Source organism: Burkholderia sp. E168m22 (assembly GCF_001319805.1).
GTDB classification, from domain to species: Bacteria; Pseudomonadota; Gammaproteobacteria; order Burkholderiales; family Burkholderiaceae; genus Burkholderia; species Burkholderia orbicola.
Map to the genome: position 1 here is coordinate 1 of NZ_BBSK01000151.1, position 23,239 is coordinate 23,239.

At 67.0% G+C, this 23,239-nt stretch carries 19 protein-coding genes; 8 read left to right on the forward strand and 11 right to left on the reverse strand.

What is annotated here, in order from left to right; all coding sequences use genetic code 11:
* The 4 genes from AP428_RS33205 to AP428_RS33220 all read left to right on the forward strand — a co-directional run.
* A partial coding sequence (locus AP428_RS33205; protein ID WP_156349368.1) for a cytochrome c family protein occupies nt 1–303 on the forward strand: 303 nt, incomplete at its 5' end.
* 13 nt (nt 304–316) lie between these two features.
* Nucleotides 317–2,956: a cytochrome c oxidase subunit I gene (gene ctaD, locus AP428_RS33210; RefSeq protein WP_011545499.1), complete on the forward strand. Its 2,640-nt coding sequence runs from the start codon at nt 317–319 to the stop codon at nt 2,954–2,956.
* On the forward strand, nt 2,953–3,354 hold the full coding sequence (locus AP428_RS33215; RefSeq protein ID WP_011695019.1) for a hypothetical protein: 402 nt from the start codon (nt 2,953–2,955) through the stop codon (nt 3,352–3,354). Before ctaD ends, AP428_RS33215 begins: the two co-directional genes overlap by 4 nt.
* A complete protein-coding gene (locus AP428_RS33220) occupies nt 3,345–4,928 on the forward strand; it encodes a cytochrome c (RefSeq protein ID WP_011545500.1) in 1,584 nt (527 codons plus the stop codon). The genes AP428_RS33215 and AP428_RS33220 overlap by 10 nt, the downstream gene beginning before the upstream one ends.
* Nucleotides 4,929–5,018: 90 nt before the next feature.
* On the opposite strand, the gene AP428_RS33225 is transcribed toward AP428_RS33220, so the two are convergent.
* Both AP428_RS33225 and AP428_RS33230 read right to left on the reverse strand, forming a co-directional pair.
* The gene (locus AP428_RS33225) at nt 5,019–5,384 is read right to left on the reverse strand and encodes an addiction module antidote protein (RefSeq protein ID WP_011545501.1); all 366 of its coding nucleotides are present in this window, start codon (nt 5,382–5,384) and stop codon (nt 5,019–5,021) included.
* A 44-nt stretch (nt 5,385–5,428) separates the two neighbouring features.
* Complete coding sequence (locus AP428_RS33230) at nt 5,429–6,889, reverse strand: efflux transporter outer membrane subunit (protein ID WP_011545502.1); 1,461 nt, start codon at nt 6,887–6,889, stop codon at nt 5,429–5,431.
* Between the two features lie 77 nt (nt 6,890–6,966).
* Here AP428_RS33230 and AP428_RS33235 point away from each other — a divergent pair, with 77 nt between their 5' ends.
* The 4 genes from AP428_RS33235 (at nt 6,967) to AP428_RS33250 (ending at nt 12,770) form a co-directional block, all read left to right on the forward strand.
* Complete coding sequence (locus AP428_RS33235; protein ID WP_011545503.1) at nt 6,967–7,584, forward strand: TetR/AcrR family transcriptional regulator; 618 nt, start codon at nt 6,967–6,969, stop codon at nt 7,582–7,584.
* Nucleotides 7,585–7,666: 82 nt separating this feature from the next.
* A complete protein-coding gene (locus tag AP428_RS33240; RefSeq protein WP_011545504.1) occupies nt 7,667–8,791 on the forward strand; it encodes an efflux RND transporter periplasmic adaptor subunit in 1,125 nt (374 codons plus the stop codon).
* Complete coding sequence (locus AP428_RS33245) at nt 8,788–11,928, forward strand: efflux RND transporter permease subunit (RefSeq protein ID WP_011545505.1); 3,141 nt, start codon at nt 8,788–8,790, stop codon at nt 11,926–11,928. The genes AP428_RS33240 and AP428_RS33245 overlap by 4 nt, the downstream gene beginning before the upstream one ends.
* Before the next feature lie 35 nt (nt 11,929–11,963).
* On the forward strand, nt 11,964–12,770 hold the full coding sequence (locus tag AP428_RS33250) for an oxidoreductase (RefSeq protein WP_011695018.1): 807 nt from the start codon (nt 11,964–11,966) through the stop codon (nt 12,768–12,770).
* Nucleotides 12,771–12,902: 132 nt separating this feature from the next.
* Here the strand turns inward: AP428_RS33250 and AP428_RS33255 are convergent, their stop codons facing one another.
* The 9 genes from AP428_RS33255 to AP428_RS33295 all read right to left on the reverse strand — a co-directional run bounded on the left by AP428_RS33255 (nt 12,903) and on the right by AP428_RS33295 (nt 23,072).
* Entirely contained in the window at nt 12,903–14,708 is a 1,806-nt protein-coding gene (locus tag AP428_RS33255) for a tannase/feruloyl esterase family alpha/beta hydrolase (RefSeq protein WP_226292095.1), read from the reverse strand.
* A 131-nt stretch (nt 14,709–14,839) separates the two neighbouring features.
* Nucleotides 14,840–15,238, reverse strand: a complete 399-nt coding sequence (locus AP428_RS33260) for a RidA family protein (RefSeq protein ID WP_011545508.1) — start codon at nt 15,236–15,238, stop codon at nt 14,840–14,842.
* Between the two features lie 89 nt (nt 15,239–15,327).
* Nucleotides 15,328–16,104 (reverse strand): 1,6-dihydroxycyclohexa-2,4-diene-1-carboxylate dehydrogenase, encoded by a 777-nt coding sequence (locus AP428_RS33265; protein ID WP_011545509.1) that lies wholly within the window; start codon nt 16,102–16,104, stop codon nt 15,328–15,330.
* Nucleotides 16,101–17,123 (reverse strand): benzoate 1,2-dioxygenase electron transfer component BenC, encoded by a 1,023-nt coding sequence (benC, locus tag AP428_RS33270; protein ID WP_011545510.1) that lies wholly within the window; start codon nt 17,121–17,123, stop codon nt 16,101–16,103. The genes AP428_RS33265 and benC overlap by 4 nt, the downstream gene beginning before the upstream one ends.
* 39 nt (nt 17,124–17,162) lie before the next feature.
* On the reverse strand, nt 17,163–17,651 hold the full coding sequence (gene benB / locus AP428_RS33275; RefSeq protein ID WP_011695017.1) for a benzoate 1,2-dioxygenase small subunit: 489 nt from the start codon (nt 17,649–17,651) through the stop codon (nt 17,163–17,165).
* Nucleotides 17,648–19,006 (reverse strand): Rieske 2Fe-2S domain-containing protein, encoded by a 1,359-nt coding sequence (locus AP428_RS33280; protein ID WP_011545512.1) that lies wholly within the window; start codon nt 19,004–19,006, stop codon nt 17,648–17,650. The genes benB and AP428_RS33280 overlap by 4 nt, the downstream gene beginning before the upstream one ends.
* 117 nt (nt 19,007–19,123) lie before the next feature.
* Nucleotides 19,124–20,074: a catechol 1,2-dioxygenase gene (gene catA, locus AP428_RS33285; RefSeq protein ID WP_011545513.1), complete on the reverse strand. Its 951-nt coding sequence runs from the start codon at nt 20,072–20,074 to the stop codon at nt 19,124–19,126.
* A gap of 640 nt (nt 20,075–20,714) precedes the next feature.
* Nucleotides 20,715–22,196, reverse strand: coding sequence for a winged helix-turn-helix domain-containing protein (locus AP428_RS33290; protein WP_011545514.1), 1,482 nt, complete (start codon nt 22,194–22,196; stop codon nt 20,715–20,717).
* Between the two features lie 3 nt (nt 22,197–22,199).
* A complete protein-coding gene (locus tag AP428_RS33295; protein WP_011545515.1) occupies nt 22,200–23,072 on the reverse strand; it encodes a PhzF family phenazine biosynthesis protein in 873 nt (290 codons plus the stop codon).
* Nucleotides 23,073–23,239 lie beyond the last annotated feature (167 nt).

Here is a 23,239-nt window from a genome sequence, read left to right on the forward strand (position 1 = left end):
CCGGCCCCGGCACCCGCGGCAGGCGCCGGGGCCGAACGCCGCGGCCAGCGCGTATTCGCCGCACGCTGCGCCGGCTGCCACGCGGTGCGCGGCACCGATGCCGCAGGCGACGCGGGCCCCGATCTCACGCACGTCGGCACGCGCCGGCTGCTCGCGGCCGGCACGCTCGACAACACCCCCGACAACCTGCGCCGCTGGATCGCGCATGCGCAGCAGGTCAAGCCGCAGTCGCTGATGCCGTCGATCGCGCTCGCGCCGCGCGATGCCGACGATCTCGCCGCGTATCTCGCGACGCTGCACTGAACCGAGGACGCCGATGGCCATTGCCCGCGACACGCCCGCCCCGCTCAGCCGCGTACCCGATCTCGGCGAAGCGCCGCCCGGCTCCACGCACGAGCGCGTGCTGGCCGAGCTGTGGGAATCGGAACCCGGCTGGCGCGGCTGGCTCGGCACCGTCGATCACAAGCGCATCGGGTTGCGTTACATCGTCACCGCGTTCGTGTTCCTGCTGCTCGGCGGCGTCGAGGCGCTCGTGATGCGCATCCAGCTCGCACGGCCGAACGCGACCGTGCTCACGCCCGCGCAATACGATTCGCTGTTCACGATGCACGGCGTCACGATGATCTTCCTGTACGCGCTGCCGGTGCTGTCCGGCTTCGCGAACTACCTGTGGCCGCTGATGCTCGGCTCGCGCGACATGGCGTTTCCGCGGCTGAACGCGTTCTCGTACTGGTCGTTCCTGTTCGCCGGGCTGTTCCTGTACGCGAGCTTTCCGCTCGGCGCGGTGCCGGACGGCGGCTGGTTCAACTACGTGCCGCTCACGTCGCTCGACTACAGCGCCGGCGCGAACATCGACATCTACGCGCTCGGGATGATCCTGCTCGGCATCTCGACGACCGGCGGCGCCGCGAACTTCGTCGTCACGCTGCTGCGGATGCGCGCGCACGGCATGTCGATCGACCGGCTGCCGATCATCGTGTGGGGCACGCTGACCGCGTCGGTCGCGAACCTGGTCGCGGTGCCGTCGGTGAGCCTCGCGTTCCTTCTGCTGTGGCTCGACCGCAATGCCGGCACGCATTTCTTCGACGTCGCGCACGGCGGCCGGCCGCTGCTGTGGCAGCACCTGTTCTGGATGTTCGCGCATCCGTGGGTCTACGTGGTCGTGCTGCCGGCGATGGGGATCGTGTCGGATGCGCTGCCGACTTTCTGCCGGCGGCCGCTCGTCGCGTACGAGGCCGTCGCGGTGTCGACCGTGGCGACGATGCTGATCGGCTTCGAGGTGTGGGTCCACCACATGTTCGCAACGGGCATCGCGCCGCTCGCGCTCGCGTTCTTCGGCGCCGCGAGCATGCTGATCTCGATCCCGAGCGCGGTCGCTGTGTTCGCATGGATCGCGACGATCTGGACCGGCCGCCCCGTGTTCCGCACGCCGTTCCTGTATTTCGCGGGCTTCGTGCTGATGTTCGTGGTCGGCGGCGTGTCGGGCGTGATGACCGCGGCCGTGCCGCTCGACTGGCAGCTCACCGATACGTACTTCGTCGTCGCGCACCTGCATTACGTGCTGCTCGGCATCAACGTGTTCCCGGTGCTCGGCGGCGTCGCGTACTGGTTCCCGAAATTCACCGGGCGGATGATGAACGAGCGGTTCGGCAAGCTGACGTTCTGGGTCGTGCTGGTCGGCTTCAATCTCGGCTTCTTCCCGATGCACATCTCCGGGCTGCTCGGGATGCCGCGCCGGATCTACACCTATCCATCCGGGATGGGCTGGGACACGTCGAACCTGCTGACGACGATCGGCTCATTCGTGTTCGGGATCGGCATCGTGATGTTCGTCGTCAACGCGCTGGTGAGCGCGCGGCGCGGCGTGCGTGCCGGCGACAACCCGTGGGGCGCGGCCGGCCTCGAATGGTCCGTCGCGTCGCCGACGCCCGTGTACAACTTCGCGGTGCTGCCGCTCGTCGCGTCGCGGCATCCGCTGTGGGAAACGCGCGACGATCCAACCCGCACCAGCCTGCGGGTCGGCTACCGGCTCGCGGACGGGCGCGAGGCGCTCGCGGTCACGCCGCTCGCCGCCGCGCCGAGCGCGATCCTGAAGATGCCCGAAGACAGTTGCGTGCCGTTCGTGCTCGCGCTGCTCGCGACCGCCGTGTTCGCGGCAATGCTCGCGCGCTCGCCGACGCTCGTCTGCATGGCCGTCGCCGGTTGCACGATCGCCACCGCCGCGTGGCTGTGGCCGCGCCGCGAACTCGGACAACGCGCGCGCCTGCCGGCCCGCGCCGACACGCTGGCGCCCGCCGCGGCCACCGGGCTTCATCCGGACGAACCGCCGTCGGCGACGGTGCCGCCGGGGGCGCCGGCCGCGTGCATCGAACCGCTGCCGGTCGGCAGTTGCGGCGAACGCGCGGGCGGCTGGTGGGGCGTGCTCACGCTGATCGTGACCGAGGCCGGGCTGTTCGGCTACCTGCTGTTCTGCTACTTCTACCTGCAGTCGCAGTGGTCCGCGCCGTGGCCGCCCGAAGGCATGCCGAAGATCTGGCTCGCGGCCGCCAACACGGTCGTGCTGCTGTCGAGCAGCGTGTTCGTGTGGCTCGCGGAGCGCGCGGTGCGGGCCGACAGGCAGGCACGCGCGGTCGCGATGCTCGTCGTCGCGCTGGTGCTCGGCACCGCGTTCGCGCTGGTTCAGCTGCATGAATGGCGCGACCATCCGTACGGCCCGACCGCACATCTGTACGGCAGCCTCTACTTCACGATCACCGGGTTCCACCTCGCGCACGTCGTGGCCGGTCTCGCGATCCTCGCGCTGCTCGCCGGGTGGACCGCCGCCGGTTTCTTCGGCCGCGGACGGCGCGTCGCGCTGACGATCGGCGGGCTCTACTGGCACTTCGTCGACGTCGTGTGGCTGTTCATCTTCACCGCGCTGTACGTATCGCCCTTCTGGCTGAGGAGCACGGGATGAACGACGCCCGACGCGCGTGGACCCCGCTGCTCGCGATCGCGGCCGGCCTCGTCGGCGCGCCCGCGCTGTGGTTCGCGCAGATGCTGGTGTCGGAGACGCTCGCGTCCACCGCGTGCTATCCGCTCGGCGTCGCGCAGGCCGTGCCGCGCTGGGCGCACGTCGGCGTGTGGCTCGCGCTGATCGCCGCGGGGGCATTCGCGCTGGCCGCCGGGTGCGCGACATGGCTCGCGCGCGCGTGGCGGCACCGGCACGATGGCGACGCGCCCGCCGCGACGCGCGACGACAGTACGCGCTTTCTCGCGCGCTGCGGGATGCTCGCCGCGCTCGGCTTCGTGATCGGTCTGGTGTTCACGGGGATCGTCACCGCTTTCGTGGGGCCTTGCAGTCCATGGCGCTGATCTCGTTCGCTTTGTTTCCGTTCCGATTTCCGGGCCGCCGCGCGGGCGTCGCATTCGCGGTATGCGTCGCGCTCTGCGGATGCGAGATGCGGCAGGACGACAACACAGCCGCACCCGGCAATGCAGCCGACGCCGCGTCGGCGGCGGAAGCGCCCGAGCCCGCGTCGGGCTGGCGGTTCGTGCGGATCGGAGCATCGGCGGCCGAGGCCGGTGCGTCGATGTCCGCGCGCGTGAAGGACGACCGGCGGCTGTCACGCGACCGGGGCGCGTTGGTGGCGGATTCGACATCGTCCGCGGCGTCCACCCCGCCGCCCGATGCGGCTTCCGCTTCGACCGCCCGCCGCCCGGTAATCGCCGCGGCTGCCGCGAGCGCCGACGCCGCGACGCTCGCGCGCGGCCGCTACCTCGCGCTCGCCGGCGATTGCGCCGCGTGTCACGACGCGGCCGACCATACGCCGTACGCGGGCGGCCAGCCGGTGAATTCGCCGTTCGGGCCGATCTATGCGCCGAACATCACGCCGGACCCGACGCACGGCATCGGCAACTACACGCTGCGGCAATTCGACGACGCCATGCGGCGCGGCGTGCGTGCGGACGGCAGCCGGCTGTATCCGGCAATGCCGTACCCGTCGTTCGCGCACCTGACCGACGACGACGTGCGCGCGCTGTATGCGTATTTCATGCGCGGCGTCGCGCCGTCCGCGAATGCGGCGAAGCTCACGCAACTGCCGTTTCCGTTCAACCAGCGCTGGGCGCTGGGGTTATGGAGCCTCGTGTTCGCGAACCGCGACCGGTTCACGCCACAGCCGTCGCAATCCGCGCAATGGAATCGCGGCGCGTATCTCGTGCAGGGGCTCGGCCATTGCGGCGCCTGCCATACGCCGCGCGGGCCGGCCTACAACGAACGCGGCTACGACGAGCGCAGCCCCGCGTTCCTGACCGGCGGCATCAACGACCACTGGTTCGCGCCGAACCTGACTGGCACGGCCCCGGATGGCCTCGGCCGCTGGTCGGCCGACGACATCGCCGCGTTCCTGCGCAGCGGCCATGCGGCGCGTGGCGCGGTGTTCGGCGCGATGGCGCTGGTCGTCGGCGAAAGCACCGCGTTGCTGACGGACGCGGACCGCCACGCGATCGCCGTGTACCTGAAGTCGTTGCCCGCGCAACGGACTGCCGCGACGAATCCGCTGGGTGTGGGCGTGCCGCGGCTCACCGTGGCCGGCCCGCGGCCGGAAGGCGGTCAGCAGGCGCCGGGAGCCGGTGTGTATGCGGGGTTCTGTGCGCGTTGCCACGGTGCCGAAGGTAAAGGCGTCCCTGATCACGGGCCGGCGCTCGCGGGCAGTTCGATCGTGCTCGCGGCCGATCCGACGAGCGCGATCCGGATCGTGGTCGAAGGCGCGCGGCCCACGCCGGGCAAGCCCGGGCCGGTGCAACGGATGCCGGCGATGCGCGGCGCGTTGACGAGCGGCGAGATCGCGGCGGTGGTCAGCTACGTGCGCGGTGCGTGGGGGAATCGGGCGGCGCCGGTGTCGGAGCGGGATGTGAGGCGGTTGCGGGGGGCGATCCATCGGTAGCGGCGTGCCGCGCGCGGAGCTTCTCGCGCGAGGCCGATCAGATCGGTACGGGCGGGCCGGCGCGACGTTTGCAGCCCGGCCCTGACGAGATCATCCGTGGGCCGTCGCACGTGCGTGCGAGCGCGTGCGCGACGTCGGTTCAGGCGCGGGGGCCGCTTCGGCGGTCTGCGTGGTCGGCGCAACGGTCAGATGCAATCCCAACGCGGCGACGACCTTCATGATCGTTGCAAATTCCGCGTTCCCGCCTTCCGACAGCGCGCGGTAAAGCGCTTCACGCTTCACACCGGACTCGCGCGCCAGCGCCGTCATGCCACGCACCTTCGCGACGTTCCCGAGCGCGGCCTGGATCAGTCGAGGATCCCCATCTTCGAACGCCTGCGCCAAGTAGTAGCGAATCGCTTCGTCATCTTTCAGGTACTTCGAGCCATCGAATTCGGCCAGTTCGCTGATTTTCATCTTCAATCCCCCAGTTCGGCGGCGATCAGGTTCCGATACTACCGCTACCGACTCGCAACAGCCTGCGCTTCCGGCGCCTGCCAACCACCGCCGAGCGCCTTGAACGCCGCAACCGCAGCACGCGCCGATTCGGTTCGCGCCTGCACGCGTTCGTCGGATACGCGCAGCAGGCTTTCGTCCGCCTGCAACACTTCGATCAGGCTGACCACCCCTTTCTGGTAAGCCGCGAACGACGCGGCCCGCGCGCGGCCGAGCGACTTCACGCCGTCACCGAGAATCGCCGCCTGCTCGTCACGCTTGACGAGCGCGGAGAACGCATTCTCGACGTCCTCGGTCGCATGCAGCGCCGCGAGCCGATACGCAGCCAGCATTTCGGCATCCTGCCCTTTGGCCTGCGCGATCTGCGCATTGATCCGGCCGAAATCGAACAGACGCCAGCGCAAGCCGAGCACGCCCGCAGCCTGGTTCGCGCCGCCGGCAAACAGGTTGCCCGCGCCCATCGTCGTCGCGCTGCCGATCAACCCGCCCAGCGAGAACTTCGGGTAATACTCGGCGATCGCCACGCCGATGCGTGCATTCGACGCCGCCACGCGCCGCTCGGCGGCGATCAGGTCGGGCCGGCGCCGCAGCAGTTCGCCGGGCGTGCCGGTCGCCGCGATCCGCGGCGCGACCGGTACCTCGCCGCCGTCGAGCAATTCCGCGCGATGTGTGCCGGGCTGCGCGCCGAGCATCACGTCGAGCGCATTCATCGCCGCGTCCAGCGCCGCTTCGAGCACCGGCACCGTGGCACGAACCTGCGCGAGCGCGCCTTCGGCCTGCCGCACCTGAAGCTCCGCCGCGAGGCCCTTTCCATAGAGCAGGTTGAGGGTCGACAGCAGATCCTGCTCGGTCTGCACCTGGTGCCGCGCGACCTCGAGCCGGCCCTGCAACCCGCGAATCGTGATGTAGGTATCCGCCGTTTGCGCGGCGACGGCGAGCCGCGTCGCGACCGCCGCCGCTTCGGAGGCCTGATAGTCGGCGAGCGCCGCTTCGCGGCCGCGGCGCAATCCGCCGAATATATCCAGCTCCCAGCTCGCGTTGAAATCGGCCTCGTAGTCGTTGCCATGACGGTCGAAACCGGGCGTCGCATTCAACACCTGCCCCAACGGCGTTTCGACCGACTGGTAGACGCGTGCGGCCTGGCCGCTCACATTGCCGGACGGCAGCAGCGCCGCATTCGCCGCGCCGAGCCCCGCGCGTGCCTGCGCGACGCGCGCCGCGGCCTGCGCAAGATCGAGGTTCTGCGCGAGCGCCAGCGTGATGTAGCGCGTCAATTGCGGATCGCCGAAGCCCGTCCACCACGTCGCGAGATCGGCGTCGGCCGCCGCGTGGCGCTGATCCACGGCGCGCTGCCCCTGGAACTGCCGCGGCATCGCCACGTCCGGCCGCGCATAGTCGGGACCGACGGCACACCCCGCCGACAAGATGGCGGCCAGCGCCGCGGCAACGATGGGTTTGGGTAGCATGAGGGTTTTGGCAAGAATCCGGTGGTGACTATAATACCAAATAGTCACTCGTTGTCCATTCCCGTCAGCTGCAGCCCATGAAAAAAATCGACCCTTCCCCGGCGCCCGCGCGCGGCCCGGCCGACCACGACGTCCGCGACCAGATCGTGGCCGCCGCCACCGAGCACTTCAGCCGGTACGGCTATGAAAAGACGACCGTGTCGGACCTCGCGAAGGCGATCGGTTTCTCGAAGGCCTATATCTACAAGTTCTTCGAGTCGAAGCAGGCGATCGGCGAGATGATCTGCGCGAACTGCCTGCGCGAAATCGAGACGGACGTGCGCGCGGCCGTCGCCGCGGCCGAGCTGCCCACCGAAAAGCTGCGGCGGCTCTTCAAGGTCTCTACCGAGGCGAGCCTCCGGCTGTTCTTCCACGACCGCAAGCTGTACGACATCGCGGCGTCGGCCGCCACCGAAAACTGGCAGTCGGTGCAGGCCTACGAGGCACGCGTGCAGACGCTGTTGCAGGACGTCCTCCAGGCAGGCCGGCAAAACGGCGAGTTCGAACGCAAGACGCCGCTGGACGAAACCGCGACGGCGATCTACCTCGTGATGCGGCCGTACCTGAACCCGCTGCTGCTCCAGTACAACCTCGACACGACCGACGCCGCGCCGGCCCAACTGTCCAGCCTCGTCCTGCGCAGCCTCGCGCCGTGATGCGTCACCGTTTGTGACTATTGACTATATTAGTCACTAGATACACAATGAAAGCCCCGCTCACTTCGTCACTGGGTCTTTCATGGTTCGGCGTCGCCCCGCTTTCTTCGCAGTCGCTTCCGCACTGCCCCTCGCGCTAGCCGCCTGCAGCGGAAAAGCGCCGTCCGATCCGCGCACGGAGGCGCCGCTCGTGCGTACCGCCGTCGTGCAGGCGGCCGTTCCCGCGTCCCGCTCGTTCACCGGCACCGTCGCCGCGCGCGTGCAGAGCGATCTCGGCTTCCGGGTAGCCGGCAAGGTGCTGGAGCGGCTCGTCGATACCGGTCAAACCGTCAAGCGCGGCCAGCCGCTGATGCGGCTCGACCCGGTCGACCTGAAGCTCGCGGCGCGCGCCCGCGACGAAGCCGTCGCCGCCGCACGGGCGCGCGCGCGGCAGACCGCCGAGGACGAAGCGCGCTACCGCGACCTGCGCGGCACCGGCGCGATATCGGCATCGGCCTACGACCAGATCAAGGCCGCCGCCGATGCCGCGAAAGCGCAACTGAGCGCCGCCGAGGCCGACGCCGACGTCGCGCGCAACGCGACCGGCTATGCGCAACTCGTCGCGGACGGCGACGGCGTCGTCATGGAAACGCTCGCGGAGCCCGGCCAGGTCGTCAGCGCGGGGCAGCCGGTGGTGCGGCTCGCGCACGCCGGCAGCCGCGAAGCCGTGATCCAGTTGCCCGAAACCCTGCGTCCGGCGATCGGGTCGGTCGCGCAGGCCGGGCTGTTCGGCAAGCCGGACATCAGCGTCCCCGCGACGCTGCGCCAGCTTTCCGATACCGCGGATGCGAGAACGCGTACTTTCGACGCGCGCTACGTGCTGCAAGGCGCGCTGGCCGACGCCCCGCTGGGCGCGACCGTCACGATCCGCATCCCGGACGACGCGCGCGCGGCTTCGCAACGCGGCATGCAGGTGCCGATCGGCGCGCTGCTGGACGCGGGCAAAGGGCCGGGCGTGTGGGTCGTCGCCGGCGAACCGGCCAAGGTGACGTGGCGGCCGGTCAAGGTCGAGCATCTCGACGACGACAGCGCGCGCGTGGCCGGCGACGGCGCGCTCAAGCCAGGCGAGCGCGTCGTCGCGCTCGGCGCGCAGCTGCTGCGCGAAGGCGAAGCGGTGCGCATGTCCGCGCCGGCCGCGACGGTCGCGAGCGCAGGAGCACGGCCGTGAGCGAGCGACGATTCAACCTGTCGGCGCTCGCGGTGCGCGAGCGCGCGATCACGCTGTTCCTGATCTGCCTGATTTCGCTCGCGGGCCTCGTGTCGTTCTTCAAGCTGGGCCGCGCGGAAGACCCGGCGTTCACGATCAAGGTGATGACCATCATCACTGCATGGCCGGGCGCGACCGCGCAGGAAATGCACGACCAGGTCGCCGAAAAGATCGAAAAGCGCATGCAGGAGCTGCGCTGGTACGACCGCACCGAGACCTATACGCGCCCGGGCCTCGCGATCACGACGCTGACGCTGCTCGACAGCACGCCGCCGTCGGAGGTGCAGGAGCAGTTCTACCAGGCACGCAAGAAGATCGGCGACGAGGCGACCAACCTGCCGGCCGGCGTGATCGGCCCGATGGTCAACGACGAATACGCGGACGTCACGTTCGCGCTGTTCGCGCTGAAGGCCAAGGGCGAACCGCAGCGCCTGCTGGTGCGCGACGCCGAAGCGTTGCGCCAGCGGCTGCTGCACGTGGCGGGCGTGAAGAAGGTCGACATCATCGGCGAACAGCCCGAGCGCATCTACGTGCAGTTGTCGCACGACCGGCTCGCGACGCTCGGCGTGAGCCCGCAGGAGGTGTTCGCCGCGCTCAACGGCCAGAACGTGCTGACGGCGGCCGGCTCCGTCGAGACGCGCGGGCCGGAGATCTTCATCCGCGTGGACGGCGCGTTCGACAAGCTGCAGAAGATCCGCGACACGCCGATCGTCTCGCAGGGCCGCACGCTGAAGCTGTCGGACATCGCGACCGTCGAACGCGGTTACGAAGATCCGTCGACGTTCTTGATCCGCAACAACGGCGAGCCCGCGCTGCTGCTGGGCATCGTGATGCGCGACGGCTGGAACGGGCTCGACCTCGGCCGTGCGCTGGACCACGAAGTCGGCGCGATCAATGCGGGGCTGCCGCTCGGCATGAGCCTGACCAAGGTCACCGATCAATCGGTCAACATCAGCTCGGCCGTCGACGAGTTCATGGTGAAGTTCTTCGCCGCGCTGCTCGTCGTCATGCTGGTGAGCTTCGTCAGCATGGGCTGGCGCGTGGGCCTCGTGGTCGCCGCGGCCGTGCCGCTGACGCTGGCCGTGGTGTTCGTCGTGATGGCCGCCACCGGCAAGAACTTCGACCGCATCACGCTCGGCTCGCTGATCCTCGCGCTCGGGCTGCTGGTCGACGACGCGATCATCGCGATCGAAATGATGGTCGTGAAAATGGAGGAAGGCTACGGGCGCGTGGCCGCATCGGCCTATGCGTGGAGCCATACGGCCGCGCCGATGCTGGCCGGCACGCTGGTGACCGCGGTCGGCTTCATGCCGAACGGCTTCGCGCGCTCCACCGCCGGCGAATACACCAGCAACATGTTCTGGATCGTCGGGATCGCGCTGATCGCATCGTGGGTCGTGGCGGTGGTGTTCACGCCGTACCTCGGCGTGAAGATGCTGCCCGACTTCAGGAAGATCGAAGGCGGCCACGATGCGATCTACGACACGCCGCGCTACAACCGTTTCCGCCAGGTGCTGACGCGCGTGATCGCGCACAAATGGCTGGTCGCGGGGTCGGTCGTCGGCCTGTTCGTCCTCGCCATTCTCGGCATGGCAGTCGTCAAGAAGCAGTTCTTCCCGATCTCCGACCGCCCCGAGGTGCTCGTCGAGGTGCAGATGCCGTACGGCACGTCGATTTCGCAAACGAGTGCCGCCGCATCGAAGGTCGAGGCGTGGCTCGCGAAGCAGAAGGAAGCGCGCATCGTCACCGCGTACGTCGGCCAGGGCGCGCCGCGCTTCTACCTGGCGATGGGCCCGGAGCTGCCCGATCCGTCGTTCGCGAAGATCGTGGTGCGCACCGACAGTCAGGACGAACGCGACGCGTTGAAGGCGCGCCTGCGCCGCGCCGTCGCCGACGGCCTCGCGCCGGAAGCGCGCGTGCGCGTCACGCAACTCGTGTTCGGCCCGTATTCGCCGTTCCCGGTCGCATACCGGATCACCGGCCCCGATCCCGACACGCTGCGCGGCATCGCGTCGGAAGTCGGGAACGTGATGAACGGCAGCCCGATGATGCACACCGTCAATGCCGACTGGGGCACGCGCGCGCCGACGCTGCATTTCACGTTGCAGCAGGACCGCCTGCAGGCGGTCGGACTGACGTCCAGCGCGGTCGCGCAGCAGTTGCAGTTCCTGCTCACCGGCGTGCCGGTCACCGCGGTGCGCGAGGATATCCGGACCGTGCAGGTGATCGCGCGTTCGGGCGGCGATGCGCGGCTCGACCCCGCGCGACTCGACGACTTCACGCTCGCCGGCGCGAACGGGCAGCGCATTCCGCTGTCGCAGGTCGGCAAGGTCGACGTGCGGATGGAGGAACCGATCATGCGCTGGCGCGACCGCGTGCCGACGGTCACGGTGCGCGGCGACATCGCCGAGGGCTTGCAGCCGCCGGACGTATCGGCCGCGATCACGAAGCAGCTTCAGCCGATCGTCGACAAGCTGCCGAGCGGGTATCGGATCGAACAGGCCGGCTCCATCGAGGAATCGGGCAAGGCGACGACGGCGATGCTGCCGCTGTTCCCGATCATGCTCGCGATCACACTCGTCATCATCATCTTCCAGGTGCGCTCGATCTCGGCGATGGTGATGGTGTTCATGACCAGCCCGCTCGGGCTGATCGGCGTGGTGCCGACGCTGATCCTGTTCCGGCAGCCGTTCGGCATCAACGCGCTGGTCGGCCTCATTGCGTTGTCGGGAATCCTGATGCGCAACACGCTGATCCTGATCGGGCAGATCCACCAGAACGAACAGGCGGGGCTGGACCCGTTCCATGCGGTCGTCGAAGCGACCGTGCAGCGGGCGCGCCCGGTGATCCTCACCGCGATGGCGGCCGTGCTCGCGTTCATCCCGCTCACGCATTCGGTGTTCTGGGGCACGCTCGCGTACACGCTGATCGGCGGCACGTTCGCCGGCACGATCCTCACGCTGGTGTTCCTGCCGGCGATGTACGCGATCTGGTTCAGGATCGGGCCGGGACGCACCGCCGGCTCGCATCACGGCGAGCCCGAACCGGCGTCGCTGTCCGACTCCACGCTTGCGGCCACGCTCGACGCACGCAACTGACCGTTCCATCATTCATCCGCTCGAAGGAAACAACCATGTCGAACCCTACCGTTGTCGTCGTGACCGGCGTGTCTTCGGGCATCGGACGCGCCACCGCCGAGCAGTTCGCCAAACGCGGGTGCCGGGTATTCGGCACCGTGCGCAGCATTGCCCGAACCGCGCCCGTCGCCGGCGTCGAGCTGATCGAAATGGACGTGCGCGACGATGCGTCCGTTCAATCCGGAATCCGTACGATCGTCGAGCGGGCCGCGCGTATCGACGTGCTCGTCAACAATGCGGGCACGAGCCTGATCGGTGCGGTGGAGGAAACGTCGTTGGCCGAGGCGGCCGCCTTGTTCGACACCAACGTGTTCAGCATCCTGCGCACGGTACAGGCCGTGCTGCCACACATGCGCGCCCGACGCGGCGGACGCATCGTCAACGTCAGTTCGGTGCTCGGGTTCTTGCCCGCGCCGTACATGGGCCTCTATGCGGCGTCCAAGCATGCGGTCGAGGGCTTGACCGAAACGCTCGATCACGAGGTGCGGCAATTCGGCATTCGTGCGACGCTGGTCGAGCCGTCGTTTACGCGGACCAATCTCGACGTCAATGCGCCGCTCGCGAACGCGAAGATCGCCGACTATGACCGCGAACGGACGCTTGCGGCGCGCGCGGTGGTCGACAACGTGAAAGCCGCGCCCGAGCCCGACGGCGTGGCCGCCACCATCGTCGAGGCCGCGCTCGGCGCGTGGCGCATGCGACGCGCGCCTTCTGGCGAGGCGTCTCTCCTGGGCAAATTGAGACGCTTCATGCCGGCCGGCCCGGTCGATTCGAGCCTGCGCAAGAAATTCCGGCTCGCGTGACGCGGCGCGCCGGCGAAACGTCTTTGAACGAGGATGCCCGAGCTGTTCGCGAAGCTCGGCCCCGCGCCGAGGCCGCCCGTCATCGACATGCACCGGCAATCGCGACGCGACATGCCGCAGCGTGCTCGCCCGTCATTTGCACGAATAGTTCGCCGCGTCCCGGATCGATCCCGAACCGTTGTACGTCGCCTTCGTCGGATACATGCACACGGGCTGGCTCGCGCTGCCGTCCGCCGACGTCAGCTTGATGCTCGTGGGCGCGTTGCCGTTTTCGACCCAGTTGACCAACTGCGCATACAGGTCCTGCCGGTCGGCATGCGGCAACGGCACCGTATTGGCCGTTTGCGCCGGGCCGGCCGTGCCGTTGACACCGCCATAGCCGCTGCAATGCCCCATGCCCGGCACGAGGAACAGCCGGTCGAACTGCTGCACCGCCGGTATGCCACCCATCCGGCTCGCGATGCGTTCGTAGTAGTGGATGCTGCCCGACGGCGTGATCAGCGGATCGGCAAGACCGTGGTAATGCAGCACCTTCGCACCGTGCGTCACGAGCCCCGACAGGTCCGGGTTATCGGTGTTGATGTTGCCGAACGACGACTGCAGCGCGATCCCCTGGTCATAGGCGTTCGCGAGACCCGCATAGCCGAGGTCCTTCCACTTGTTCGCGCCGTTGCCGGTCGCGTTCGTGAAGCCGGCGCCGGCGATCGTCGGGTCCTGCAGCTCCAGCGCGACGAGGTCGGTCGAGATGCTGAACGGAGTCGCGCCGGCCAGCGCGCCGGTGCCCGTGCCGCGCATCAGCCCGAACCACATCTGGTTGCTGGCGAGCGACGTCGCCGTGCCGATGTCGAGCGCCGGATTCGGCACCGAGCCATCGCGCGTCATCCCGTACCAGGTCTTGTTCATCGCGGTGGCCCGCGCGGCCGTCACGCACGCGGCCGTCGCGTTCGTGCCGGTGACGGCGCCGATCTTCACGCCCGAGCACAGTACGTTCGCGTCCTGGGTCGGATCGTAACGACACTGGGCCGGGTCCATCAGGTAACCGAGATGCTGGCCGCCGACCGTGTCGCACGCGCTGACCGCCGCCCCCGACAGCAGCGACTGCTGCGCATCCGTCAGCGTCACGCCGCCGAGATCGACCTGCGCGACGACCTGCGGATACAGCTCGCCCGTAATGAACTTCGACCAGTTGAACGCAGGCGCGCCGTTCAGGTAGCCGTCGTAGTCGGACGGATTGTTCTGCGCTTCGTTGTAGCCCTGCCGGCCGCCGGTCGAGCAGCCGTCCCAGTACGCATACTTTTGCGGCGTCGCGTAGTACGCGGCGACCAGCGCCTTCGTCTTGAGCGCCAGTTCGTGCAGGCTGCGCTGCGCGAAGTCGTTCCACAGCGTCGTATTGATCGTGCCGTCCGGATTCATCGCGAACGATCCGTTCTGGATCGCGTGCCCGGTATCCGTCGTGCCTACCACCGCGCCCTCGGACGCCGCGATCGTCGCGGCGTTCGGCGTCGCGCCCGCGCTGGCAATCTTCGTCGGGTCGCCGTACGCACCGCCCTGCCACCCGCCGCCGCCGAGGTTGTGAATCCTGCGATTCCAGTTCGACGGCGCGGGCAGCCAGATTTCCATCCCGATGCCGGCCGACGTCGACGGTGCGGCTGACGGGCCCGCGTGGCCCGGCCCGACGTTCAGCTTGACGAGACACAGGCTGTTGCCGGCGACGGGCGTCGCGGACGTGACCGCGGACGCATCGAGCACCAGCGGATCGCCCGCCTTGAACGACTTCACCGCGATCACCGCCGTGTTCGCATCCGGCGCGAATCTCGCCTTCATCGTCTGATCGCAGGTCAACGCGGCATCGGCCGTGCCGCCTCCGGCATTCTGGACTTCGTTGTCGTTGCAACCGGACACCATCAGTATGCCGGCCGCGGATGCCGCGACAGCCATGCCGAAACGCCATCCACCACGACGAGTTCTACCGTTGAGCATCGACGCCATTCCACCCCTCCGTTCTCTCTTGATTGATTCGCGTACAGGGAAAGCCGATACACGCGCCAAAACCGCGGGCACCGCATTGACTAGTCGCGCAGCACCGCCATCGCCTTGATCTCGACGATATAGCCGGGCGAGCCGCCGAGCATGTGCGCACCGACGGCCGTCCACGCCGGCAGCGGATGCGCATGGAAATAGCGGTCGCGCACCTGCATGAACAGCGGCAGGTCACGCATGTCGGTATGGAACGTGGTGAGGTCGACCACGTCGTCGAGCGATGCGCCGCCGGCATCCAGCACGCGCTTCAGGTTCTCGAACGCCTGCACGATCTGGGCTTCGCGGCCCTCGACCAGTTGCATCGCCGCGTCGCGGCCGATCTGGCCGGACACGTAAACGGTATCGCCGACCTTGATCGCCGGTGCATAGCCGATTTTTTCGTACACGGCTTCCATGCCGGCCGGGATGATCGCTTCGCGTTTGCTCATGAATGTCTCCGTGGCCGCGCTTGCCGCGCCGGCCGGTTATGTGAGGGTCGTCGTGCACGCGGCTGCGGCGCGTGCACCGTCAACGCCCTTCAACCCGTATCGCCGCCCGCGACCGGCAGCACCGTACCGGTGATGTAGCTCGCCTCGTCCGACGCGAGAAACAGGATCGGCGCGATCTGCTCGTCGAGGCTGCCGTAGCGCTTGAAGTACGTCGATTCCGTCACCTGCCGCACGGCCTCGCCCATCCACGCCTGTTCCTGCTCGGTGTCGCCGGCCGCATTGCGCGGCACGCGGCGCGGCGGCGCGCTGGTGCCGCCCGGCGCGGTGGCGACGACGCGGATGTTGTGTTCCGCATATTCCATCGCGAGCGCCGACGTCAGCGCGTTCACGCCGCCCTTCGCCGCCGAATACGGCACGCGGCGAATGCCGCGCGTCGCGTTCGACGAGATGTTGACGATCGTGCCGCCGCCGCGCGCGATCAGGTGCGGCAGCGTCGCGTGACAGGCATAGAGCGTCGGCATCAGCGAGCGGCGGATTTCCGCGTCGATCTGCGCCGGTTCGAACTCGGCGAACGGCCGCATGCGAATCGCGCCGCCGACGCCGTTGATCAGGATGTCGATGCCGCCGAACCGTTGCACTGCATACGCGATCGACGCGTGCGCGCCCTCATAGGTTTCGAGATCGGCGACGAAGCCTGCCGTCTCGCCACCGGTCGCCTCGGCCGCCACGTCGGCGACGAAATCCGCGCGATCGACGAACAGCACCTTGCCGCCCTCGGCCGCCGCGCGCAGCGCGACACCGCGGCCGATGCCCTGCGCCGCGCCAGTGACGACGACGACCTTGCCGGAGAATCGTTGCATGGTCATGCCGCCTTTGCCGTGACGTTGGGAGTGAACTTCTCGTAGTGGAAGCTGTTAGGCTTCACGCCTGCGTCGTCGAAATACTGGCGCACCGCATCGACCATCGGCGGCGGTCCGCACAGATACACGTCGACGTCGCCGTCGTTCAGCGCATCGGCCGGAATGTGCTGCGTGACCCAGCCCTTGCGCGCGTGGTTCGACGCCGCATCGGCAACGACCGTCGCGAAGCTGAAGTTCGGCAGCTTCGACGCAACCGCTTCGATCGCATCGACCAGCACGAGATCGAGATCGCGCGTCACGCCGTAGATCAGGTGCACCTTCTGCTGCGACCCGCTGCGCGCGAGCACCTCGAGCATCGACAGGAACGGCGCGAGGCCCGTGCCGCCGGCAAGGAACAGCAGCGGCCGCTGCACGTCGCGCAGGTAGAAGCTGCCGAGCGGCCCGTGCAGTTCGAGCGTGTCGCCGGGTTTCGCCGATTCGAGCCACCTGCTCATCACCCCGCCGGGAATCTTCTTGATCAGGAATCCGACCTTCGTGTCGCCCGGCGCGGACGAGAACGAATACGAGCGATGCTGGCCACTGCCCGGCACGCCGATGTTCACGTACTGGCCCGGCAGGAACGCCGGCGCGCTCGCGCCGACGTCGAGTTCGAGCACGACGGCCGCATCGTTGTGCTGCTCGACCTTCGTGACCGTCGCGGCAAAAGCGCTCTGCCCGGTCTTGCACGCGACCGACGACGTCGGCACCGCGATCACGCAGTCGCTGTGCGGCACCATCTGGCACGTCAGCACGAGGCCGCCGTCCTTTTCGTCCTCGGTCAGCGCATCGTCGATGTAATCGTCACCGAGGTCGTAGTGCCCGCTCTCGGCGCGGCACTTGCAGGTACCGCACACGCCGTCGGCGCAATCCATCGGCAGGTTGATCTTCGCGCGGAAGGCCGCGTCGAGTACTTTCTCGCCGGCCTTGCAGTCGATGAAGCGGGTCACCCCGTCCTCGAAATTCAATGCAATCTTGTAGCTGGACATCGCGTCACCTCCACTTCCTTTCATGGCAAACCAACGGCATCAGACGTGATAGACGTCGAGCACCTGCCGGATGTAGTCGTTCTTCAGCACGATCTTCTTGTGCGAAATCAGCAGCGCGTCGCCCGCGCGGCGCAACGTGACGAACATCGTGCCGAAGAAGTGATCGGTCACGCGGTAACGGTGGTTCAGCGTGTGAAAGTTGTAGCGCACGTCGACCTCGTCGTCGCGTTCGGCCAGCACCTCGACGTTCGTCACGTTGTGGCTGGTGCGCGGCTCGGGCGTCGATGCGCCGCTGCGCTCGGTCTTGATCCGGAACACGCGATCCTCGAGGCCGCCGCGATCCGCGTAATACATCAGCGAGATCTCGCTGCGCGGATCGTCGGTCGGCCGGTCATCGTCGTCCCATGCGGGCATCCAATACGTGACGTCTTCCGTGTAGCAGGTCAGCCACGCGTCCCACTCGCGATCGTCGAGCAGGCGCGCCTCGCGATACAGCGCCGCGCAAATCGTCCGGTAATCGAAGCTCATGCCGCCACCTCCCCGCGTTCCTTCTTCAGCGCATCGCGCATCACGTTCACCCAGTGTTCGTGCTGGCACACGAACAGCCCTTCGTCCTCGCTGCGCTCGCCCGAAATGCGCGGGTTCAGCCCCATCTTTTTCGCGTTCTCGTCCGGCCCGTCGACCCACAGCGGCGCACCGCGCGACAGGTCGTTCCACATCGCCGTGATGCCTGCATAGCCGGCCTGGCACGCGCGAAACTCCTCGAGATCGTCGGCCGTGCCCATGCCGGTCACGTTGAAGAAATCCTCGTACTGGCGAATCCGCGTCGTGCGGTCGGCCTCGCTCTCGCCCTTCGGCGCGAAGCAGAAGATGCTGACTTCCGTCTTGTCGACCGCGAGCGGCCGCACCACACGAATCTGCGTGCTGAACTGGTCCATCAGGAACACGTTCGGGTACACGCACAGGTTGCGCGTCTGGTTCACGATGAAATCGGCCTGCACGTCGCCCACGCGCGCCTTGATCTCGTCACGATGCCGGTACACGGGCCGCACCTCCGGGTTCATCGTCCGGGTCCACAGCAGGATGTGGCCGTGGTCGAAGCCGTACACGCCCGCGACCGACTTGCTCCAGCTGTTCGCGTCGACCGCCTTGGTGCCGTCTTCCTTGCGGCGGCCCATCGTCGCCGCATAGTTCCAGTGCACGGTGCTCACGTGATAGCCGTCGCAACCGTTCTCCATCTGCATCTTCCAGTTGCCTTCGTAGATGTAGGACGAATTGCCGCGCAGCACTTCGAGCCCGTTCGGCGCCTGGTCGACGATCTGGTCGATGATCACGCGCGCTTCGCCGAGGTAATCCTCGAGCGGCAGCACGTCGGCGTTGAGGCTGCCGAACAGGAAGCCGCGATAGTTCGCGAAGCGCGCGACCTTCTTCAGGTCGTGCGAGCCGTGCGTGTTGAACTGCACCGGATACTCGGTCGTCTTCTCGTCCTTCACCTTCAGCAGCTTGCCGGTGTTCGAGAAGGTCCAGCCGTGGAACGGGCACGTGAAGCTACCCTTGTTGCCGTGCTTGCGGCGGCACAGCATCGCGCCCTTGTGCGCACACGCATTGATGACCGCATGCAGCTCGCCGGTCTTGTCGCGCGTGATGACGATCGGCTGGCGGCCGATCCATGTCGTGTAGTAATCGTTGTTGTCGGGAATCTGGCTTTCGTGCGCCAGGTACACCCAGTTGCCCTCGAAGATGTGCTTCATCTCGAGCTCGTACAGCTCCGCGTTCGTGAAGATGTCGCGGCGGCAGCGGAAGATGCCGGCCTCCTTGTCATCCTGCACGGCGGTTTCCAGCAGATGATCCAGGTCGTTGGTGTGGTCGATCGTGGCGGACATGATGGCTCCTCCCATGCGCGTGCCGCGTCCTGCAAGCACGCTCGCATCGGTATCGGTTGAATCTCGGGGTGACCGGCCGGCAGCGGTGGCGCTCGCGCGCCGCCGTGCCGCCGGCGGTTATGCGGTGGCGGACGCGCGCAGGCGTTCGACGATCTGGTTGTCCCTGCCCTGCACGCGCGGCGTCAGCACGAAGTTGAACTCGATGTCCTGGTACGCGTCGGCCTTCATGCCGAGCGCGGTGCCGCCGGTCTTTTCGGTCACGGGTGGAATCAGCTCCTCGCGCGTCGCATACGCGAAGTCGTCCCAGATCAGCGGATCTCCGTCGATGTTGAACTGCGTCGTCAGCTTGCGGTGAGCGGGGCTGTCGACGAAGAAGTGCACGTGTGCGGGGCGGTTGCCGTGGCGGCCGAGGCGATTCAGCAGTTGCTGCGTCGCGCCCTGCGGCGGGCAGCCGTAGCCGACCGGCATCAGCGTGCGGAATTCGTATTTGCCGTCCGCGCCGGTCCTCACCGCGCCGCGCAGATTGAAGTCGCTCTGCTTGCCGGTCGGGTCGAAATGCGAATAGAAGCCGTGCGAATTCGCATGCCAGCATTCGACCACCGCGCCGGCGATCGGCTTGCCGTCCAGGCCCGTGACCGTGCCTTGGATCACGAGCGGGCCCGCGCCGTCGTCCGCATCGAGGTCGATCTTCGCGACGCCGTCGCGCACCGGGGCGCCCGCCACGTACAGCGGCCCCTCGATCGTGCGTGGCGTGCCGCCGTCGAGGCCGATCGCCTTGTCCGCGGCGTCCATCCGGATGTCGAGATATTTCTCGAGACCGAGACCGGCCGCGAGCAGCGCCGCTTCGCTATCCTGACCAAGTTTGTTCAGGTAGTTCACGCCGGCCCACACTTCGTCGGGCGTGATGTCGAGATCGTCGATCGCCTTGAACAGGTCGCCGAGCAGGCGCAGCACGATCTGCTGCGTACGTGCGTCGCCGTTCGTGCCATTTCCGCGATTCCCGGCCGCGTTCGATGCGGCCTTCAGCAGATCCTGCACTTCCGTCGTGTCGAAAACTTTGACGCTCATGATGCTGTCTCCATGTGTATTTGGGGGTGACGGTCCTTGCCTGACTCGATTACCGTGCGATTTTCGTCAGTCCGTCGCGGGTGCGAGGTACGCATCGAGCATCGGCATCGGGCCATGCATCGTGGCCGCGGACAACTTGCGCTGGCGGCTCGCCGACAGATTGACGACGCAGGTTTCGATGCGATCTCGGGCGGCGGAGGACGCGGAGCGCGCTGCGTGGGCTATTCATGGAACGGATTTATACGCGGCGGGGAAATGGCGCGTCCAATACTTTTGGTCGCGCTTTTTGATACCTGATGGGTATAAAAATTCAGCCTTGGACGCAAAATACTGCGTTGCACCATACCTGCTTTAGCTACATGCACGGACTGAAAGGCTTGCCGGAGCGCAATCGCGCGGGTGCGGGATATCGCTGAGGCGGGCGGCGGCGCGGCCGGTATCGACCGGGGAAAAACGGCTGAAAACGGGCGGCCTGCGGAGTCGATCAGGGTTTTCCTGACGGGCTACACGTCGTAAAGCGACGGCGCGGACGCTGGCTTTCCGCAATGTCGACTGTCCCTTGTGGGCGGCGGATTCAACTGCTCGCTGCAATTCATTCAGGCCGCGTCAGCGGGTCGAGGCCTACCATTGCCTTACATGCTCAGATGGCGTAGGCAAGCTCCCGCTCTTCCACTTTCTCGTTGAACGCATCCGTTCCAATGGTCGACGCTTCCTCACAAGCACTGAAGTGGTACCCGGCATAGTGCGCGAACATTCGAATGTCCTTCCCTCCGATGCGACGTTTTTGCAACGCGTATGCTCGAGCGGATTCGGAAAGAAAGAATCGATGTTCGCCGTTACCCGGCTCGACACTCACCAGCGACTTCTCGGTCAGTTCAGCAATGTCGCCGGCAACGTCAGACAGCGTATACCGCGCATCGCATACCAGCGCACGCAATGCCTCGAACGTAAAAGCACGCTGGAATGCCGCAACGTGACCCAAGAGCTTCTGACTCGACGGGCTCAGCGACGCAAAGCTCCAATCGAAGCTGGCCTGTAACGTCTGGTGGTGCGCAAGCGCCGTCCGGTATCCCCGCGTCAGCAACTTGAAGCGATCGTCGAGAAATCCGTGAACACCTCGAACGCCCAATGCACCGATACGCCCGACTGCCATTTCGATCGCCAGTGGATTACCGTCGAGCCGACGGCAGATATCGCCAACGAGACGAGCGCTTTTTCTTAAAGTATCAAGGTCGCAACCCGACTGTCGCGCGCGCTGCAAGAACATCTGCACTGCCTCACAATCCAGCAGCTCTGCGATGGATGACTCCGGACGCGGCACCTGGAGCGGACGCACGTGGCAGACAGTCTCACCTGATACCCTCAACGGCTCACGGCTCGTGACGAGTACCCGCAAGTTGCCAAGCCGCATGCAAACTGAATCGACCAGTCGAGCGACTGCGTCGATGACGTGCTCGGCGTTGTCCAGCACCAGCAGCGTGCGGTCTCGCGGCAAAGCGGCGACTAGCGCGTCCACCGCCGACCTGTCGTCCCGTATCGACAGGCCGAATGCCGTCGCGATTTTCTGCAAGACCGCTTCTGGAGAGGCAGCATCGGAAAGCGCGACGAAGCGCGTGATATCAAAACGGCCGCTTACTGCCGCATGAGCAACTTCGATTGCCGCGCTCGTTTTCCCGACTCCCCCGGCGCCCACCAGTGTCAATATATGCGTCGTGTCCAGTATTGCCGCAATATTGGAGACTAGGCTGTCGCGTCCCGTGAGCGCCCCGTGCCGTCGCGGAATATCGCTGTCGCCCTGCCTGGGCGGTGTAGCCGGCGTCAAATTCGCGCTCGGGGCTGACCTCTGCGTCAGTTGGTAACCGCGACCGGGTACGGTCACAATCAGGTCGCGTTGCGGTCCGAGCAATTTTCGCAACGCGGAAATATGGACCTGCAGATTGTTTTCTTCGACTACCGTGCCGGGCCAGACCGCGGCCATCAACTCGTCTTTCGTGACGAGACGGCCCGCCGCCGACAACAGTACCGCGAGCACGTCAAATGCACGCGAACCGACATGGATAGCCTTCCCATCACGTCGTAACGAGCGTGTCGACAAATCGACTTCGAGTGTGCCCAGCAACATGACTCAGGCCTCGTCCATCAGACCAACCGGGCCACTGAGCCAGCAACCGCTGCTTGCATCGGCCGGATCGCGAAAGTTCACCGTGATCGCGGACGGGCGTCCCATCGCCGCACCCTGACGCACGACGATGCCGCGTCCCGCTCCGGTGACGAGCCCATGGCGATGCGCGCCGTACAGGAGCGCTGCCGCTGCGATGCCGGTCGCCGCGTCTTCCGAATAGCCGGACGCGCGCGGAAATTGCCGTGCGTCGAACACGCGCGGTGCATTGGCATCGAGCGCAAACGGATACAGACCGGTCGACGACAGCGCGTCGCATAGCGCTTCGATTGTGTCGAGTTTCGGCATGATCGCATTCAGCCGTGAGGTCGTGCGGACCGGCACCAGCGTTTTGGTGCGGCTCGTCGTTGCGTTGACGATGTCGAGCGGCAGCAGGTCGCCCGCATCGAGGTTCAATGCATCGAGTGTCCTGGCAATGAGCGCCGCGTCGACAACCGGCTCGACGCGTCCCGCCGGCTGGCTGACTTCGATCCGCGCGTCGGACGCGTCGTACCGCGCTTCGATGCTGCCGCTCAGCGTTTCAATCAGCGCCGTGTTCGTGCGCCATGCGCCCGTGTGACGCAGCAGCCACAATGCGCCCAGCGTCGCGTGTCCGCACATCTCCATCTCGTGGTTGGGCACAAAAAAGCGGAAGCGAAAATCATGGTGCGGATCGACGGCGCGCATCACAAACCCGCTTTCCAGACCATACGCGCGGGCCACCTCTTTCATTTGCGCGTCGGACCAGCCGTTCGCGTCGAGCACAACCGGGGCCGGATTGCCGCCCTCGTCGGTGATGGAAAATACCCGTACAAGCCGCACACGTTGTACGATGCTCATGCGCTTGCTCCCTAATTAACTCCGCCTATCGGTGTGCCGCCTTTTGCGAAGCCGGCGGCCAGTCCGCCGTCCCTCGCAGCATGCACGGCCTGCGTTTTTTATTCGCTTCCATTTGGGCCGGAACATGCTCACTATCGGGCCATGGCGATGGGCGTCAGCGCGTTGCC

Excerpts from the sequence above, each read along its gene's own strand:
- ctaD (WP_011545499.1), top strand. The coding sequence starts at position 317 with ATGGCCATTGCCCGCGACACGCCCGCCCCGCTCAGCCGCGTACCCGAT.
- AP428_RS33215 (WP_011695019.1), top strand. The coding sequence starts at position 2,953 with ATGAACGACGCCCGACGCGCGTGGACCCCGCTGCTCGCGATCGCGGCC.
- AP428_RS33220 (WP_011545500.1), top strand. The coding sequence starts at position 3,345 with ATGGCGCTGATCTCGTTCGCTTTGTTTCCGTTCCGATTTCCGGGCCGC.
- AP428_RS33225 (WP_011545501.1), bottom strand. The coding sequence starts at position 5,384 with ATGAAAATCAGCGAACTGGCCGAATTCGATGGCTCGAAGTACCTGAAA.
- AP428_RS33230 (WP_011545502.1), bottom strand. The coding sequence starts at position 6,889 with ATGCTACCCAAACCCATCGTTGCCGCGGCGCTGGCCGCCATCTTGTCG.
- AP428_RS33235 (WP_011545503.1), top strand. The coding sequence starts at position 6,967 with ATGAAAAAAATCGACCCTTCCCCGGCGCCCGCGCGCGGCCCGGCCGAC.
- AP428_RS33240 (WP_011545504.1), top strand. The coding sequence starts at position 7,667 with ATGGTTCGGCGTCGCCCCGCTTTCTTCGCAGTCGCTTCCGCACTGCCC.
- AP428_RS33250 (WP_011695018.1), top strand. The coding sequence starts at position 11,964 with ATGTCGAACCCTACCGTTGTCGTCGTGACCGGCGTGTCTTCGGGCATC.
- AP428_RS33255 (WP_226292095.1), bottom strand. The coding sequence starts at position 14,708 with ATGGCTGTCGCGGCATCCGCGGCCGGCATACTGATGGTGTCCGGTTGC.
- AP428_RS33260 (WP_011545508.1), bottom strand. The coding sequence starts at position 15,238 with ATGAGCAAACGCGAAGCGATCATCCCGGCCGGCATGGAAGCCGTGTAC.
- AP428_RS33265 (WP_011545509.1), bottom strand. The coding sequence starts at position 16,104 with ATGACCATGCAACGATTCTCCGGCAAGGTCGTCGTCGTCACTGGCGCG.
- benC (WP_011545510.1), bottom strand. The coding sequence starts at position 17,123 with ATGTCCAGCTACAAGATTGCATTGAATTTCGAGGACGGGGTGACCCGC.
- benB (WP_011695017.1), bottom strand. The coding sequence starts at position 17,651 with ATGAGCTTCGATTACCGGACGATTTGCGCGGCGCTGTATCGCGAGGCG.
- AP428_RS33280 (WP_011545512.1), bottom strand. The coding sequence starts at position 19,006 with ATGTCCGCCACGATCGACCACACCAACGACCTGGATCATCTGCTGGAA.
- catA (WP_011545513.1), bottom strand. The coding sequence starts at position 20,074 with ATGAGCGTCAAAGTTTTCGACACGACGGAAGTGCAGGATCTGCTGAAG.
- AP428_RS33290 (WP_011545514.1), bottom strand. The coding sequence starts at position 22,196 with ATGTTGCTGGGCACACTCGAAGTCGATTTGTCGACACGCTCGTTACGA.
- AP428_RS33295 (WP_011545515.1), bottom strand. The coding sequence starts at position 23,072 with ATGAGCATCGTACAACGTGTGCGGCTTGTACGGGTATTTTCCATCACC.